The sequence below is a fragment of the Pseudomonas sp. Sample_10 genome (genome assembly GCF_004321495.1).
Lineage (GTDB): Bacteria > Pseudomonadota > Gammaproteobacteria > Pseudomonadales > Pseudomonadaceae > Aquipseudomonas.
This window is the reverse complement of sequence record NZ_RCOE01000248.1, coordinates 19,299-33,839: the sequence shown is the minus strand read 5'-3', so window position 1 is coordinate 33,839 and position 14,541 is coordinate 19,299. Positions and strand designations below refer to the sequence as shown.

Annotated in this window: 11 protein-coding genes; 7 read left to right on the top strand and 4 right to left on the bottom strand. The window is 59.5% G+C overall.

Going from position 1 to position 14,541, the window contains the following annotated elements:
- Positions 1-631 (bottom strand): tRNA threonylcarbamoyladenosine dehydratase (locus D8U18_RS24930; RefSeq protein WP_177435060.1); only part of this gene is annotated, 631 nt, incomplete at its 3' end.
- A gap of 270 nt (positions 632-901) precedes the next feature.
- On the opposite strand from D8U18_RS24930, the gene D8U18_RS24925 reads away from it, so the two are divergent.
- The 4 genes from D8U18_RS24925 (at position 902) to D8U18_RS24910 (ending at position 6,107) form a co-directional block, all read left to right on the top strand.
- On the top strand, positions 902-3,493 hold the full coding sequence (locus D8U18_RS24925) for a glycosyltransferase (RefSeq protein WP_131108785.1): 2,592 nt from the start codon (positions 902-904) through the stop codon (positions 3,491-3,493).
- Between the two features lie 200 nt (positions 3,494-3,693).
- Positions 3,694-4,845, top strand: a complete 1,152-nt coding sequence (gene dapE / locus D8U18_RS24920; RefSeq protein ID WP_056856258.1) for a succinyl-diaminopimelate desuccinylase — start codon at positions 3,694-3,696, stop codon at positions 4,843-4,845.
- Positions 4,845-5,654, top strand: coding sequence for a putative RNA methyltransferase (locus D8U18_RS24915; protein ID WP_131108783.1), 810 nt, complete (start codon positions 4,845-4,847; stop codon positions 5,652-5,654). The genes dapE and D8U18_RS24915 overlap by 1 nt, the downstream gene beginning before the upstream one ends.
- Positions 5,655-5,729: 75 nt before the next feature.
- Positions 5,730-6,107, top strand: coding sequence for a hypothetical protein (locus D8U18_RS24910; protein WP_056856260.1), 378 nt, complete (start codon positions 5,730-5,732; stop codon positions 6,105-6,107).
- 121 nt (positions 6,108-6,228) lie between these two features.
- On the opposite strand, the gene D8U18_RS24905 is transcribed toward D8U18_RS24910, so the two are convergent.
- On the bottom strand, positions 6,229-6,438 hold the full coding sequence (locus D8U18_RS24905) for a cold-shock protein (RefSeq protein WP_007954750.1): 210 nt from the start codon (positions 6,436-6,438) through the stop codon (positions 6,229-6,231).
- Positions 6,439-6,603: 165 nt separating this feature from the next.
- Between D8U18_RS24905 and plsB the strand changes: the two genes are divergently transcribed.
- The 3 genes from plsB (at position 6,604) to D8U18_RS24890 (ending at position 10,757) form a co-directional block, all read left to right on the top strand.
- Positions 6,604-9,096 (top strand): glycerol-3-phosphate 1-O-acyltransferase PlsB, encoded by a 2,493-nt coding sequence (gene plsB, locus D8U18_RS24900; protein ID WP_131108781.1) that lies wholly within the window; start codon positions 6,604-6,606, stop codon positions 9,094-9,096.
- Between the two features lie 153 nt (positions 9,097-9,249).
- On the top strand, positions 9,250-9,885 hold the full coding sequence (locus D8U18_RS24895) for a hypothetical protein (RefSeq protein ID WP_130906382.1): 636 nt from the start codon (positions 9,250-9,252) through the stop codon (positions 9,883-9,885).
- 182 nt (positions 9,886-10,067) lie between these two features.
- A complete protein-coding gene (locus tag D8U18_RS24890) occupies positions 10,068-10,757 on the top strand; it encodes a DUF4197 domain-containing protein (RefSeq protein ID WP_056856263.1) in 690 nt (229 codons plus the stop codon).
- Between the two features lie 65 nt (positions 10,758-10,822).
- Here the strand turns inward: D8U18_RS24890 and D8U18_RS28830 are convergent, their stop codons facing one another.
- Together D8U18_RS28830 and D8U18_RS24885 are read right to left on the bottom strand one after the other, a co-directional pair.
- Positions 10,823-10,972 carry a hypothetical protein gene (locus D8U18_RS28830; RefSeq protein ID WP_177435059.1) on the bottom strand — a complete coding sequence of 50 codons (150 nt, stop codon included), beginning with the start codon at positions 10,970-10,972 and terminating at the stop codon, positions 10,823-10,825.
- Positions 10,973-11,473: 501 nt separating this feature from the next.
- Positions 11,474-14,539 (bottom strand): efflux RND transporter permease subunit, encoded by a 3,066-nt coding sequence (locus D8U18_RS24885; protein ID WP_056856265.1) that lies wholly within the window; start codon positions 14,537-14,539, stop codon positions 11,474-11,476.
- Between the last annotated feature and the right edge of the window lie 2 nt (positions 14,540-14,541).

Below are 14,541 nucleotides of genomic sequence, written 5' to 3'. Positions count from 1 at the left end.
CCGGTTTCGGGTAGCGCAGTTGCTCGGTGGAAAACACGCACGGCACGCTGTAGTGGCGGGTTACGGTGCGGGAGAAGCCGTAGTCACGGCGCAAGGTGGAACGGACTTTCGAGGCCAGCGGATCGTTGAAGGTACGGTTGAGGTCGCAGACCTGGATCAGCGTCGGATCGATCTGCCCGCCAGCACCGCCGGTGGTGATGATCTGGATTTTGCGGCGTTTGCACCAAGCGATCAGCGCTGCCTTGGCGTTGACGCTGTCGATGCAATCGATCACGCAGTCGATGTTCGGCGTGATGTATTCAGCCATGGTGTCACGGGTAACGAAGTCAGGCACTGCATGCACCGTGCAATCCGGGTTGATCCCGCGCAGGCGCTCGGCCATCACCTCGACCTTGGGTTTGCCGACAGTGCTGTCCAGTGCATGCAACTGACGGTTGGCATTGCTGACGCAGACGTCGTCGAGGTCGAACAACGATATTTCGCCTACACCACACCGGGCCATGGCTTCCGCCGCCCAGGAACCGACGCCGCCGACGCCGACGATCGCCACATGGGCGGCTTTCAAGCGCTCAAGGCCTTCGATGCCATACAAACGGGCGATGCCAGCAAACCGCGGATCTTCTGTACTCATGACCATTACCCTAAAAACCGGCGCGCATTATAGGGCCACCGACGGTCAAGAGCATCATTACGCTATGAACGGACATCTTCCGGAAAAACTACATCGAACGAAGATTTACCTGACGCGCTCTAACCAGAGAACTTAAACCGACTTGGATTGCCCAACGTCCGGCATTTCCCTGTCCGGTGTACGTTCAGTGAACCGCCAGTGTAGGATGCGCGCCCTTCTACGGCCGCCGACCGTTTATTTGTTCCACAGTCTTTGGAACCCGAAATAGCTATGTCATCGCGTAAATTTGGACTCAACCTGGTGGTGGTACTCGCCATCGCCGCCTTGTTTACCGGCTTCTGGGCGCTGATCAATCGCCCGGTGACCGCTCCCAACTGGCCTGAACAGATCTCCGGCTTCTCGTATTCGCCGTTTCAGCAAGGCCAATTCCCACAGAAAGAACAGTACCCGACCGACGATCAAATGCGTCGCGACCTGGAGATCATGAGCAAGTTGACGGACAACATCCGTACTTACTCGGTCGACGGTGCGCTGCAGAACATCCCCAAATTGGCGGAAGAGTTCGGCCTGCGGGTAACCCTGGGGATCTGGATCAGTCCGGACCAGGAACGCAACGAACGGGAAATCACCCGCGCCATCGAAATCGCCAACTCCTCGCGCAGTGTGGTTCGCGTGGTGGTCGGCAACGAGGCGATCTTCCGCAAGGAAATCACCGCCGCAGAACTGAGCGTGATCCTCGATCGCGTCCGTGCTGCCGTGAAGGTGCCGGTGACCACCTCCGAGCAGTGGCACGTGTGGGAAGAACACCCGGAACTGGCCAAGCACGTCGACCTGATCGCCGCTCACGTCCTGCCCTATTGGGAATTCATCCCGATGGACAAGGCCGGGCAGTTCGTCCTCGACCGTGCCCGCGACCTGAAAAAGATGTTCCCGAAAAAACCGTTGCTGCTGTCCGAAGTCGGCTGGCCGAGCAACGGCCGCATGCGCGGCGGTGCCGATGCGTCGCCGGCGGATCAGGCGATCTACCTGCGCACGCTGGTCAACAAACTCAACCGCCAGGGTTTCAACTACTTCGTCATCGAAGCGTTTGACCAGCCATGGAAAGCCAGTGACGAAGGCTCGGTGGGCGCTTATTGGGGCGTGTTCAACGCTGCGCGCCAGCAGAAATTCAACTTCGAAGGCCCGGTGGTCGCGATCCCGCAATGGCGCGTACTGGCCATCGGTTCGGTCGTCCTGGCCCTGCTGTCGCTGACCTTGCTGATGATCGACGGCTCGGCCCTGCGCCAGCGTGGCCGTACCTTCTTGACCTTTATCGCGTTCCTTTGCGGTTCGGTACTGGTGTGGATCGGCTATGACTACAGCCAGCAATACAGCACCTGGTTCAGCCTGACGGTCGGCTTTTTGCTCGCCCTTGGCGCGCTCGGGGTGTTTATCGTGCTGCTGACCGAGGCTCACGAGCTGGCTGAAGCGGTGTGGATTCACAAACGGCGCCGGGAATTCCTGCCGGTGGTGGGTGATTCCAGTTACCGGCCAAAAGTCTCGATCCACGTGCCCTGCTACAACGAGCCGCCGGAGATGGTCAAACAGACCCTCAACGCCCTGGCCAATCTCGATTATCCGGACTTCGAAGTCCTGATCATCGATAACAACACCAAGGACCCGGCGGTCTGGGAACCGGTGCGCGATTATTGCGAGACCCTCGGCCCGCGCTTCAAGTTCTTCCACGTCGCGCCTCTGGCCGGTTTCAAGGGCGGCGCGTTGAATTACCTGATTCCGCACACGGCCAAGGATGCCGAAGTGATCGCGGTCATCGACTCCGATTACTGCGTGCACCCGAACTGGCTCAAGCACATGGTGCCGCACTTCGCCGATCCGAAAATCGCCGTGGTGCAGTCGCCGCAGGACTACCGCGACCAGAACGAAAGCACTTTCAAGAAGCTTTGCTACGCGGAATACAAAGGCTTCTTCCACATCGGCATGGTCACCCGCAACGACCGTGACGCGATCATCCAGCACGGCACCATGACCATGACGCGGCGCTCGGTGCTCGAAGAACTGGGCTGGGCCGACTGGTGCATCTGTGAAGACGCCGAACTGGGTCTGCGCGTGTTCGAAAAAGGCCTGTCGGCGGCGTATTACCACGACAGCTACGGCAAAGGCCTGATGCCCGATACCTTCATCGACTTCAAGAAACAGCGGTTCCGCTGGGCCTACGGTGCGATTCAGATCATCAAGCGTCACACCGCCAGCCTGCTGCGCGGCAAGGACACTGAGCTGACCCGCGGTCAGCGCTACCACTTCCTCGCGGGCTGGTTGCCGTGGGTGGCGGACGGCATGAACATTTTCTTCACCGTTGGCGCGTTGTTGTGGTCGGCGGCGATGATCATCGTGCCGCAACGGGTCGATCCACCGCTGCTGATTTTCGCGATCCCGCCATTGGCGCTGTTCGTATTCAAGGTTGGCAAGATCATCTTCCTTTACCGTCGCGCCGTTGGCGTGAACCTCAAGGATGCGTTCTGCGCGGCGCTGGCCGGGCTGGCGTTGTCGCACACCATCGCCAAAGCGGTGTTGTACGGTTTCTTCACCAGCAGCATTCCGTTCTTCCGCACCCCGAAAAATGCCGACAACCACGGTTTCTGGGTTGCGATTTCGGAAGCCCGGGAAGAGGTGTTCATCATGCTGCTGCTGTGGGGCGCTGCCTTGGGGATCTTCCTGGTCAATGGCATGCCGAGCAACGACATGCGCTTCTGGGTGGCCATGTTGCTGGTGCAATCGCTGCCGTATCTGGCGGCGTTGATCATGGCGTTCCTGTCGTCCTTGCCTAAACCGGCGCCAGAGACGCAAACGGCACCTGCCGTCTAAATCTTTGCGGATGCACTAAACGGCGGCCAATGGTCGCCGTTTTGCTTTAAGATAACCGCCATTTTGCGGGGCCAGCCCCTACGCCCTGTAGGAGCAAAGCTTGCTCGCGATGAACGCGACTCGATGTAACAGAACCACCTCATCATCGTTCATCGCGAGCAAGCTTTGCTCCTACACATTTACAGCTTTCGGAGTTTTCCATGACGGCCCACGCCGACCTTTCGCCGACCCTTCAACTCGCCATCGACCTGATTCGCCGTCCGTCCGTGACGCCGGTCGACGCCGATTGCCAGAAGCAGATGATGCAGCGCCTGGGCGATGCCGGTTTTGCACTCGAACCGATGCGCATCGAAGATGTGGATAACTTCTGGGCCACCCACGGCAAACACGATGGCCCGGTGCTGTGCTTCGCCGGTCACACCGACGTGGTCCCGACCGGTCCGGTGACCGCGTGGCAGATCGATCCGTTCAACGCGGTGATCGACGAACACGGCATGCTCTGTGGCCGCGGCGCGGCGGACATGAAAGGCAGCCTGGCGTCGATGACCGTGGCGGCCGAACGTTTCGTCGCCGACTACCCGGATCACAAGGGCAAAGTTGCGTTCCTGATCACCAGCGACGAAGAAGGCCCGGCACACCACGGCACCAAGGCAGTGGTAGAACGCCTGGCGGCGCGCAAGGAGCGCCTGGACTGGTGCATCGTCGGCGAACCGTCGAGCACCGCCCTGGTGGGTGACGTGGTCAAGAACGGCCGTCGTGGCTCCCTCGGCGCCAAGCTGACAGTGCGCGGCGTCCAGGGTCACGTGGCCTATCCGCACCTGGCGAAGAACCCGATCCACCTCGCCGCCCCGGCGCTGGCCGAGCTGGCCGCCGAGCACTGGGACCACGGCAACGATTTCTTCCCGCCGACCAGTTTCCAGATTTCCAACGTCAACTCCGGCACCGGCGCGACCAACGTGATTCCGGGTGATCTGGTGGCGGTGTTCAACTTTCGGTTCTCCACCGAGTCCACCGTCGAAGGCCTGCAAAAACGCGTCGCCGACATCCTCGACAAGCATGGCCTGGACTGGCACATCGACTGGGCGCTGTCGGGTCTGCCGTTCCTCACCGAACCCGGCGCGCTGCTGGACGCGGTGTCGTCGAGCATCAAAGACATCACTGGCCGTGAAACCAAGGCTTCCACCAGCGGTGGCACTTCCGACGGGCGTTTTATCGCGACCATGGGTACGCAAGTGGTTGAGTTGGGGCCGGTCAACGCGACCATCCACCAGGTCAATGAACGCGTTTTGGCGGCCGACCTCGATGTGCTGACCGAAATCTATTACCAGACCCTGATCAAGTTGCTCGCCTGATGCTTGCTTGCCCCATCTGCAGTGAACCGCTGAACGCGGTGGACAATGGCGTGGCCTGCCCCGCCGGGCATCGTTTCGATCGTGCGCGTCAGGGTTACCTGAACCTGTTGCCGGTGCAGCACAAGAACAGCCGCGACCCTGGGGATAACCAGGCCATGGTCGAAGCGCGCCGCGACTTCCTGAACGCCGGGCATTACGCGCCGGTGGCCAGGCGCCTGGCGGAATTGGCGGCGGGCTATGCGCCGCAGCGCTGGCTCGACATCGGCTGTGGCGAGGGTTATTACACCGCGCAAATCGCCGAGGCCTTGCCGGGTGCCGATGGCTACGCCCTGGATATTTCCCGGGAGGCGGTCAAACGCGCCTGCAAACGCAATCCGAAACTGACCTGGTTGATCGCCAGCATGGCGCGAGTGCCATTGGCTTCCGGTAGCTGCCAGTTCCTGGCCAGCGTGTTCAGCCCGCTGGATTGGGAAGAAGCCAAACGCTTGCTCAGCCCCGGCGGCGGCCTGATGAAAGTCGGCCCGACCAGCGGCCACCTGATGGAATTGCGCGAGCGGCTGTACGACGAAGTCCGCGAGTACATTGACGACAAGCATCTGGACCTGGTGCCGCAAGGCATGGCGCTGGCACACAGTGAGACGCTGACGTTCAAACTGACCCTGGACCAGGCGCAGGACCGCGCCAACCTGCTGGCGATGACGCCTCACGGCTGGCGTGCCAGTGCCGAGCGTCGCGCGGCGGTCATCGAACAGGCCGAGCCGTTCGAGACCACCGTATCGATGCGCTACGATTATTTCGTTCTTCAATAACTTTTGGTTCCGGGCGAGTGCCCGGGGCCGGCTAAATCCGCGAATGGATTTTTCAGACCCGCAGTGAGGACATCCATGCGCCAACCCGATATAGAGATTTACCTGAAAGACGCCGACGTCGATCACAAAGCCATTTCGGCCTGGCTCGCAGCGGCATTGGGCCCGTGTACCGACTGGGTCCAGAAAGGCCAGACCTACAAGTGCAAGGCCGGCAACGTGCCAGTGACCTGGCTGCCGAAAGCCGTTGGCAAGTGGAACAGCCTGTACCTGGAAAGCGACCAGACCCCCTGGGACGACGACATCGCCTGCGCCCGCGCCGCATTTGCCGCGCTGAACGTCGAAGTGCGTTGCGCGCCGGGAACCTGGGTCGAGGAAGAAGGTGAGGAAACGGCGGATCGCTGGATTCGCATCAGCGCCGATGGTGAAGAAGAGATCACCTGGAAAACCGCCTGATTCCGCCCCCGCATGATCGTTCCCACGCTCTGCGTGGGAACGCAGCCCGGGACGCTCCGCGTCCCAAAGCGGACGCAGAGCGTCCGTTGAGGCATTCCCACGCAGAGCGTGGGAACGATCATCACAGGCCTACAACATCCTCAGCCTGCAACCCCTTCTGCCCTTCCACCACCGCGTACTCGACCTGCTGGCCTTCAGTCAGCGAGCGGTGGCCCTCACCGCGAATCGCGCGGTAATGCACGAACACGTCCACCCCGTCTTCGCGCTGAATAAAGCCGTAACCCTTGGCGTCGTTGAACCACTTCACGTTGCCGGTTTCGCGCGTTGCCATGTCAGTACCCCCTTTGTTTTTATTTTGAGCGGCCGAGTATATGACAGACACAAAAACTCTCAACTACAGAATGGTTGACTGCTTTTTTGCCGATTTTCGACGAATCCGGCACACTACGGCCCTCCCAAGCAATTGCTTGGTTTTACTCACTCACGCAGAAGCCGTATGACCCGTTCCCCGTTCCGCCGTCTTGTGTTTGGCACCTTGCGCCGCCTGTTGTACCTCTGGGTCCGCTCGGAGACGATCAACCAGTCGTCGTTCACCCTCAACCTCGACCGCAGTCGTCCGGTGTTCTACGTCCTGCAAAATCCTTCGCTGACCGATCTGGCCGTGGTCGACACCGAGTGCAGCAAAGCCGGGCTGCCGCGTCCGGTGCTGCCGGTGTCGGTCGGTTCATTGATCGAGCCGGCGGCGTTTTTCTACCTGACGCCTGATCCCGACTGGCTCGGCCGCCAGGACAAGCGCGGTGCGCCACCCACCTTGACTCGCCTGGTCAGTGCCCTGAGCCAGAACGCCGCCGAAGACGCGCAGATCATTCCGGTAAGCGTGTTCTGGGGCCAGTCGCCGGACAGCGAGAACAGTCCATGGAAACTTCTGTTCGCCGATAGCTGGGCCGTTACCGGGCGCCTGCGTCGGTTGTTGAGCATCATCGTGCTGGGGCGCAAAACCCGCGTACAGTTTTCCGCGCCAATCCACCTGCGCGAACTGATCGACCACAACAAGGGCCACGAGCGTACTGTGCGCATGGCCCAGCGCATTCTGCGGGTGCACTTTCGCAACCTGAAGGCCGCCGTGATCGGCCCGGACATCTCCCACCGGCGCAATCTGGTCAAGGGCCTGGTCAATCAGCCCTTGGTCAAGCAGGCAATCCTCGATGAAGCCGAGCGCGAGAACATCTCACCGGAGAAAGCCAAGGCCCAGGCCCTGCGCTACGGCAACGAGATTGCTTCGGACTACACCTACACCGCCATCCGCTTCCTTGAAGTGGTGCTGAGCTGGTTCTGGAACAAGATCTACGACGGCATCAAGGTCAACCACATCGAGGGCGTGCAGAACGTCGCGCAAGGTCACGAAGTGATCTACGTGCCGTGCCACCGCAGCCACATCGACTACCTGCTGCTCTCGTACCTGCTGTTCCGCAACGGCCTGACGCCACCGCACATTGCCGCCGGAATCAACCTCAACATGCCGGTGATCGGCAGCCTGCTGCGACGTGGCGGCGCGTTTTTCATGCGGCGCACGTTCAAGGGCAACCCGCTTTACACTTCGGTGTTCAACGAGTACCTGCATACCTTGTTCACCAAGGGTTTCCCGGTGGAATACTTTGTCGAGGGCGGCCGTTCGCGCACCGGGCGCATGCTGCAACCGAAAACCGGAATGCTCGCCATCACCCTGCGCAGTTTCCTGCGCTCTTCGCGCATGCCCATCGTGTTCGTGCCGGTGTATATCGGCTATGAGCGGGTGCTGGAAGGTCGGACCTATCTGGGCGAGTTGCGCGGTGCAAGCAAAAAGAAAGAATCGATCTTCGATATTTTCAAAGTCATCGGCGCGCTCAAACAGCGCTTCGGCCAAGTGGCGGTGAACTTCGGCGAGCCGATCAAACTGGCGGAATTCCTCGACAGCGAACAACCCGACTGGCGTCAACAGGAACTCGGTCCGCAGTTCAAACCGGCCTGGCTCAACGAAACCACCAACCGCCTCGGCGAGAAAGTCGCACAGCATCTGAACGAAGCGGCGGCGATCAATCCGGTGAACCTCGTCGCGCTGGCACTGCTGTCCACCAGCCGCCTGGCCCTGGACGATCGCGCCATGGCGCGGGTGCTGGACCTGTATCTGGCGCTGTTGCGCAAAGTGCCTTACTCGTCGCACACGACATTGCCGGAAGGCGACGGCCGCGCGCTGATCGAGCACGTCAAGGCCATGGACCTGCTGTCCGAGCAGAGCGATGCGTTGGGCAAGATTCTGTATCTGGACGAGCAGAATGCTGTCCTGATGACGTACTACCGCAACAACGTGCTGCACATTTTTGCGCTGCCGGCGTTGCTGGCCAGCTTCTTCCAGAGCACTTCGCGCATGAGCCGCGAACAGATCCTGCGCTACACCCGAGCGTTGTATCCGTACCTGCAATCGGAGCTGTTCATTCGCTGGCCGCTGGATGAGCTGGATGCGGTGATCGATCAATGGCTGCAAGCGTTCGTTGAGCAAGGCCTGTTGCGTTTCGAGAACGACGTGTATCTGCGCCCGGCACCGAGTTCGCGGCATTTTGTGTTACTGACGCTGTTGTCGAAAAGCATCGCCCAGACCTTGCAGCGCTTCTACATGACCGTGTCCTTGCTGCTCAACAGTGGCCAGAACAGCATCAGCGCCGAAGAACTGGAAGACCTGTGCACGGTCATGGCCCAGCGCCTGTCGATCCTGCACGGCCTGAATGCACCGGAGTTCTTCGACAAAAGCCTGTTCCGCCATTTCATCCAGACCCTGCTCGACCTTGACGTGCTCAAGCGTGATGAAGCCGGCAAGCTGGGTTATCACGAACTGCTCGGCGAATTGGCCGAAGGCGCGGCTAAACGGGTACTGCCGGCGGAGATTCGCCTGTCGATCCGTCAGGTGGCATTGCATCGCAGCGAAGATGCGGCGGATCTTGTCGAACAGGTCTGACGTCTCAATGCGACAGAAGCAAGGACGCTTCTGATCTGTCCCGTTAACAATTCGCTGACTACTAGCGAACGCTTCCTACATAACACTTGAATGTTCAGGAGATAAGCTCAGCGCTCGTCATTTACGACGAATTCATTTGATAAGGAAATCATCATGACCCAACACACTATCAACACACTCCTGCATTTCCCCCCCCGATTTGAACTTCTGCCAGGTTGCGAAATCAGCATCAAAGTACAAGACATCAGCAACAGGAATGCTCCAAAACTTCATAGTCAGTGGGGTAGCAACCATCTTTCATCGACACTCCCCATCAACTTCCCGGTTGTTATCGACTCCGAAGTGAACGAGGTCGGCAGCCGCTTCTCCATCAATGTAAAAATCTCTTTTCTGGACTCGCAGTTGCTGTTGGATCTGGATCAGACGTTCTGGTGGGGAGGAGGCGATCACGATACCGATATTTACTTGAGCACCGTGAGCCACATCGCTGTGTTCAAATCGTGGATGCCTCAAATTGGTTATCCTGCCGACTCAAAGTTGTTCGTGAAGTTGGTTGAGTTGAACGACGATGGCCAGCCAGGGGCTGTCATCGATGAAGCCGTGGGGTTGACCGCACAGACCACGCCCATCTACTTGAAATATAACCCGTTCAAGATTTGGCCAGGCCAGGAATATGCGTTGATCGGCTCGTTCGAAGGCTATGGTCAGAAGGTGCTGGCTCTGGGTCTTAAGCCGGGGAAATTGATTCTGCAGCCGCAAATCGAACAGACGCCAATTTTCGGCGACTGATTCCAACCGTTCACAACAACGCTTGACGTAAACTTCGCGACGACCGGATTCAAGCGCCAGTTTGCTGCTGGCGCCTTTGCAACACGAATCGACCATCATGCCGTGCAACTCGACGCTTCGCGCCGCGAACAAATCGAGCTGGCGTTGATTGTGAATTTAATCTACTGAAGGAAGCATCCCCAATGTTCCGCCCTACCCTTCGCTTCGCCGCCCTGTGTGCCAGTTTGATGATCGGCGCCAATGCGATGGCCTTGTCACTCTCTGACCTCTCGCAGCAGGACGCCACCGGCGGCCTCAAGGACGCCCTGACCCAAGGCGCGCAATTGGCCGTGAAGCAACTCGGCACGCCGGGTGGCTTCAGTAACAACCCGGAGGTGAAAATCGAACTGCCGGGCAAGCTGGGCAAGGTTGCCAGCAAAATGAAACAGTTCGGCATGGGCGATCAGGTCGATCAACTGGAAACCAGCATGAACAAAGCGGCTGAAACCGCTGTGACCCAAGCCCAGCCTATTCTCGTGGATGCGGTGAAAAAAATGTCCGTGGCGGACGCCAAGGGCATTCTCAGTGGCGGCAACGATTCGGCCACCCAATACCTGAACAAAACCAGCCGCGAGCAAATCCGCGCCAAGTTTCTGCCTATCGTCAAACAAGCCACCGACCAGGTGGGTTTGGCCAAGCAATACAACTCATTTGCCGGCCAGGCCGCGACCATGGGCGTGATCGATACCAAGAACGCCAATATCGAAAGCTACGTGACCGAACAGGCATTGAATGGCCTGTTTGAAATGATCGGCAAACAGGAAGAAGCCCTGCGCCAGAACCCGGCGGCGGCGGCGACCAGTTTGGCCAAAAAAGTGTTCGGTACTTTGTAATTCCTGGCTGACAGCACACAAGAAAAGCCCGCTGAACCTGTGAAGGTCAGCGGGCTTTTCCTTTTCTACTGCTGCGGATCGAGCTGATCCAGCACCTCGCCCACTGAAAGCTGCGCCAGGACAATCATCTGTTGAATACCGAGTACCAGATTACAAGTCGGGCCGGTCAGGATGGATGATAACTGGTAGAGATTGGTCGGCTGGCAGGCCGTCATCGCCAGCAGGCTGGCTCCTACAGGGACTGAGGTATATCCGGTGAAGAATGGTTGACTGTCAGGCCGTCATCGCTGGCAAGCCAGCTCCCACAGAAGAGCAAAAGAAAAAACAAAACGGCGTACCCTTGTTGCTTCTCACCACTCCACAGGCCGAGCGTTAGCTCGCCTGCCGCTCTTGATCTGGGCGCCCCCTCGAGAGGCCGAGTGGAGGTTCTGCGCAGTGGGCAACCCGGCATGGATGCCGGGTTAGCCGCCCCCGGCCATGGATGGCCGATGGCGGCGGGCCCACGGAGCAGGACCGGAGCGAGGGCATGCCGAGCCTAGGCGAGGCACCGAACGAAAGGGGCAAGGGCGTTTGGTTACTTTGCGCCGGGCGGCGTTCCGCTTTTCAAAGTAACCCGCTGTAAAAGCGGAACCATAAGCGGCCGTTACCGAAGCAACGGATATACACCAAAAACAACCAACAGCCTGGTCGGCCCTAAGGCCGCCACCTTCAAACCATCAAACCGACTCCTTGCGAACCCTGAACCAAGCCGCATAAAGCGCCGGCAAAAACAGCAACGTCAACGCCGTCGCCACAATCAACCCCCCCATGATCGCCACCGCCATCGGCCCGAAAAACACACTGCGCGACAACGGAATCATCGCCAACACCGCCGCCAGCGCCGTCAGCACAATCGGCCGGAACCGCCGCACCGTCGCCTCGATGATCGCCTGCCAAGGCTTGAGCCCGGCAGCGATATCCTGCTCGATCTGATCGACCAGAATCACCGAGTTACGCATGATCATCCCGGACAAGGCGATGGTCCCGAGCATCGCCACAAACCCGAACGGCTGGCGGAACACCATCAGGAACAGCGTCACCCCGATCAGCCCCAACGGTGCCGTGAGAAACACCATCACCGTACGGGAGAAGCTGCGCAACTGCAGCATCAGCAAGGTCAACACCACCACGATGAACAGCGGCACGCCCGCCTTCACCGAGTTCTGCCCACGGGCCGAATCCTCGACCGTGCCGCCCACATCCAGCAAATAGCCATCGGGCAACTCAGCGCGAATCGGATCGAGCGTTGGCATGATCTGCTGGACGAGTGTCGCCGGCTGCTCCTTGCCATAGATATCGGCACGAACGGTGACGTTCGGCAGACGATTGCGATGCCAGATCACACCCTCCTCGAAGCCGTATTCCAGCGTCGCAATCTGCGAAAGCGCCACGCTGCGACCGTTGTCGGTCGGCACCGCCAGGCTTGGCAGCAGCGACAACTCGGTGCGTTCATGCAGGGTGCCGCGCAACAGGATCTCGATCAATTCGTTGTCTTCGCGGTACTGGCTGACACTGGAACCGGTGAGCGAGCTCTGCAGGAACCTCGACAAGTTTGCCGTGCTCACGCCCAGCGCCCGAGCGCGGTCCTGATCGATGTTCAGATAGACGACTTTGCTCGGCTCTTCCCAATCCAGGTGCACATTGGCCACGTGCGGGTTCTCGCGAACCTTGGTCGCGACTTTGCGCGCCAGCGCCCGGACTTCCTCGATGTGCTCACCCGTGACCCGGAACTGCACCGGATAGCCGACCGGAGGGCCGTTTTCCAGACGGGTCACCCGCGAGCGCAGGGCCGGGAATTGTTCGTTGAGCGTTGCAATCAACCAGGTGCGCAGGCTTTCGCGCTCCTCGATGGTTTTCGCCAACACCACAAACTGGGCGAAGCTCGCCGCAGGCAGTTGCTGATCCAGCGGCAGGTAGAAGCGCGGTGAACCGGTGCCGACGTAGGCAACGTAATTGTCGATCCCGGCTTTGTCCTTGAGCAGTGCTTCGAGGCGTTTGACTTCATCGGCAGTGTTGCTCAGGGAAGCCCCTTCGGCCAGCTTCAGGTCGACCATCAATTCCAGACGCCCGGATGCCGGGAAGAACTGTTGCGGCACGAAGCGAAACAGCACGATGGAGGCAATGAACAACACCACGGTCGCGGTGATCACCGTTTTACGCCAGCGCACGCACCATTCCACCAGGCGCCGAACACGCTGATAAAACGGCGTAGCGTAGGGATCGGGTTGGCCGGAACCGTGTTTGGCTGCATGAATTTTCGCCAGGTCCGGCAGGAGTTTTTCCCCAAGAAAAGGCACAAACAATACCGCCGCCACCCACGATGCCAACAGGGCGATGGTCACCACCTCGAAGATCGAGCGGGTGTATTCGCCGGTGCCCGACTGCGCCGTGGCAATCGGCAGGAAACCGGCTGCGGTGATCAGCGTGCCCGTGAGCATCGGGAACGCGGTGCTGGTCCAGGCGTAGCTCGCGGCTTTGATCCGGTCGAAACCCTGTTCCATTTTGATCGCCATCATTTCCACGGCGATGATCGCGTCGTCGACCAACAATCCCAGGGCCAGCACCAGTGCCCCGAGGGATATCTTGTGCAGACCGATGCCCAGGTAATACATGCAGGCGAAGGTCATCGCCAACACCAGCGGAATCGCCAGCGCCACCACCATGCCGGTGCGCACGCCAAGGGAGAAAAAGCTCACCAGAAGCACAATGGCCAGCGCTTCCACCAGCACTTGAACGAACTCGCCAACACCGGTTTTTACGGCGGCGGGCTGATCGGAAACCTTGCGCAACTGCATCCCGGCAGGGAGGTTTTTCTGGATACGATCGAACTCGATTTCCAGCGCCTTGCCCAGCACCAGGATGTCGCCGCCGTCCTTCATCGCTACCGCAAGACCAATCGCGTTCTCGGCCATGAAGCGCATGCGCGGCGCCGGTGGATCGTTGAAACCACGGCGCACGTCGGCCACATCGGAGATACGGAAAGTGCGATCACCGACGCGAATCGGAAAGCTTTTTATCTCATCGACTGTCTGAAAATTGCCCGAGACCCGTAGTTGCAATCGCTCGCTAGTGGTTTCGAAGAAGCCGGCCGTGGACACCGCGTTCTGTTCTTCAAGGGCTTGCTGCACCGCTGCCAACGGCAAGCCGAGGGTGGCCAGTTTGACGTTGGAAAGTTCGATCCAGATCTTTTCGTCCTGCAACCCCAGCAGCTCGACTTTGCCCACGTCCTTGACCCGTTGCAGCTGGATCTGGATGCGGTCGGCGTAGTCCTTGAGCACGGCATAATCGAAACCATCGCCGGTCAATGCGTAGATATTGCCGAAGGTGGTGCCGAATTCATCGTTGAAAAACGGCCCTTGAATTCCCGGCGGCAAGGTATGGCGGATGTCGCTGACCTTCTTGCGCACCTGATACCAGAGTTCCGGGATGTCCACCGAATGCATGGAGTCGCGGGCAATGAACGTCACCTGGGATTCGCCCGGGCGGGAGAACGAGACGATGCGTTCGTATTCGCCGGTTTCCATCAGCTTCTTTTCAATGCGTTCGGTGACCTGGCGCGAGACTTCCTGCGCCGTTGCACCTGGCCAGTTGGTACGAATCACCATGGCCTTGAACGTGAACGGCGGGTCTTCGCTCTGGCCGAGTTTGGTGTAGGACAGTGCCCCGACGATCGCCAGCAACAGCATCAGAAACAGGACGATCTGGCGATTGCGCAGCGCCCAGGCGGAAAGATTGAAACCCATCG

Excerpts from the sequence above, each read along its gene's own strand:
- D8U18_RS24925 (WP_131108785.1), top strand. The coding sequence starts at position 902 with ATGTCATCGCGTAAATTTGGACTCAACCTGGTGGTGGTACTCGCCATC.
- dapE (WP_056856258.1), top strand. The coding sequence starts at position 3,694 with ATGACGGCCCACGCCGACCTTTCGCCGACCCTTCAACTCGCCATCGAC.
- D8U18_RS24915 (WP_131108783.1), top strand. The coding sequence starts at position 4,845 with ATGCTTGCTTGCCCCATCTGCAGTGAACCGCTGAACGCGGTGGACAAT.
- D8U18_RS24910 (WP_056856260.1), top strand. The coding sequence starts at position 5,730 with ATGCGCCAACCCGATATAGAGATTTACCTGAAAGACGCCGACGTCGAT.
- D8U18_RS24905 (WP_007954750.1), bottom strand. The coding sequence starts at position 6,438 with ATGGCAACGCGCGAAACCGGCAACGTGAAGTGGTTCAACGACGCCAAG.
- plsB (WP_131108781.1), top strand. The coding sequence starts at position 6,604 with ATGACCCGTTCCCCGTTCCGCCGTCTTGTGTTTGGCACCTTGCGCCGC.
- D8U18_RS24895 (WP_130906382.1), top strand. The coding sequence starts at position 9,250 with ATGACCCAACACACTATCAACACACTCCTGCATTTCCCCCCCCGATTT.
- D8U18_RS24890 (WP_056856263.1), top strand. The coding sequence starts at position 10,068 with ATGTTCCGCCCTACCCTTCGCTTCGCCGCCCTGTGTGCCAGTTTGATG.
- D8U18_RS28830 (WP_177435059.1), bottom strand. The coding sequence starts at position 10,972 with ATGACGGCCTGCCAGCCGACCAATCTCTACCAGTTATCATCCATCCTG.
- D8U18_RS24885 (WP_056856265.1), bottom strand. The coding sequence starts at position 14,539 with ATGGGTTTCAATCTTTCCGCCTGGGCGCTGCGCAATCGCCAGATCGTC.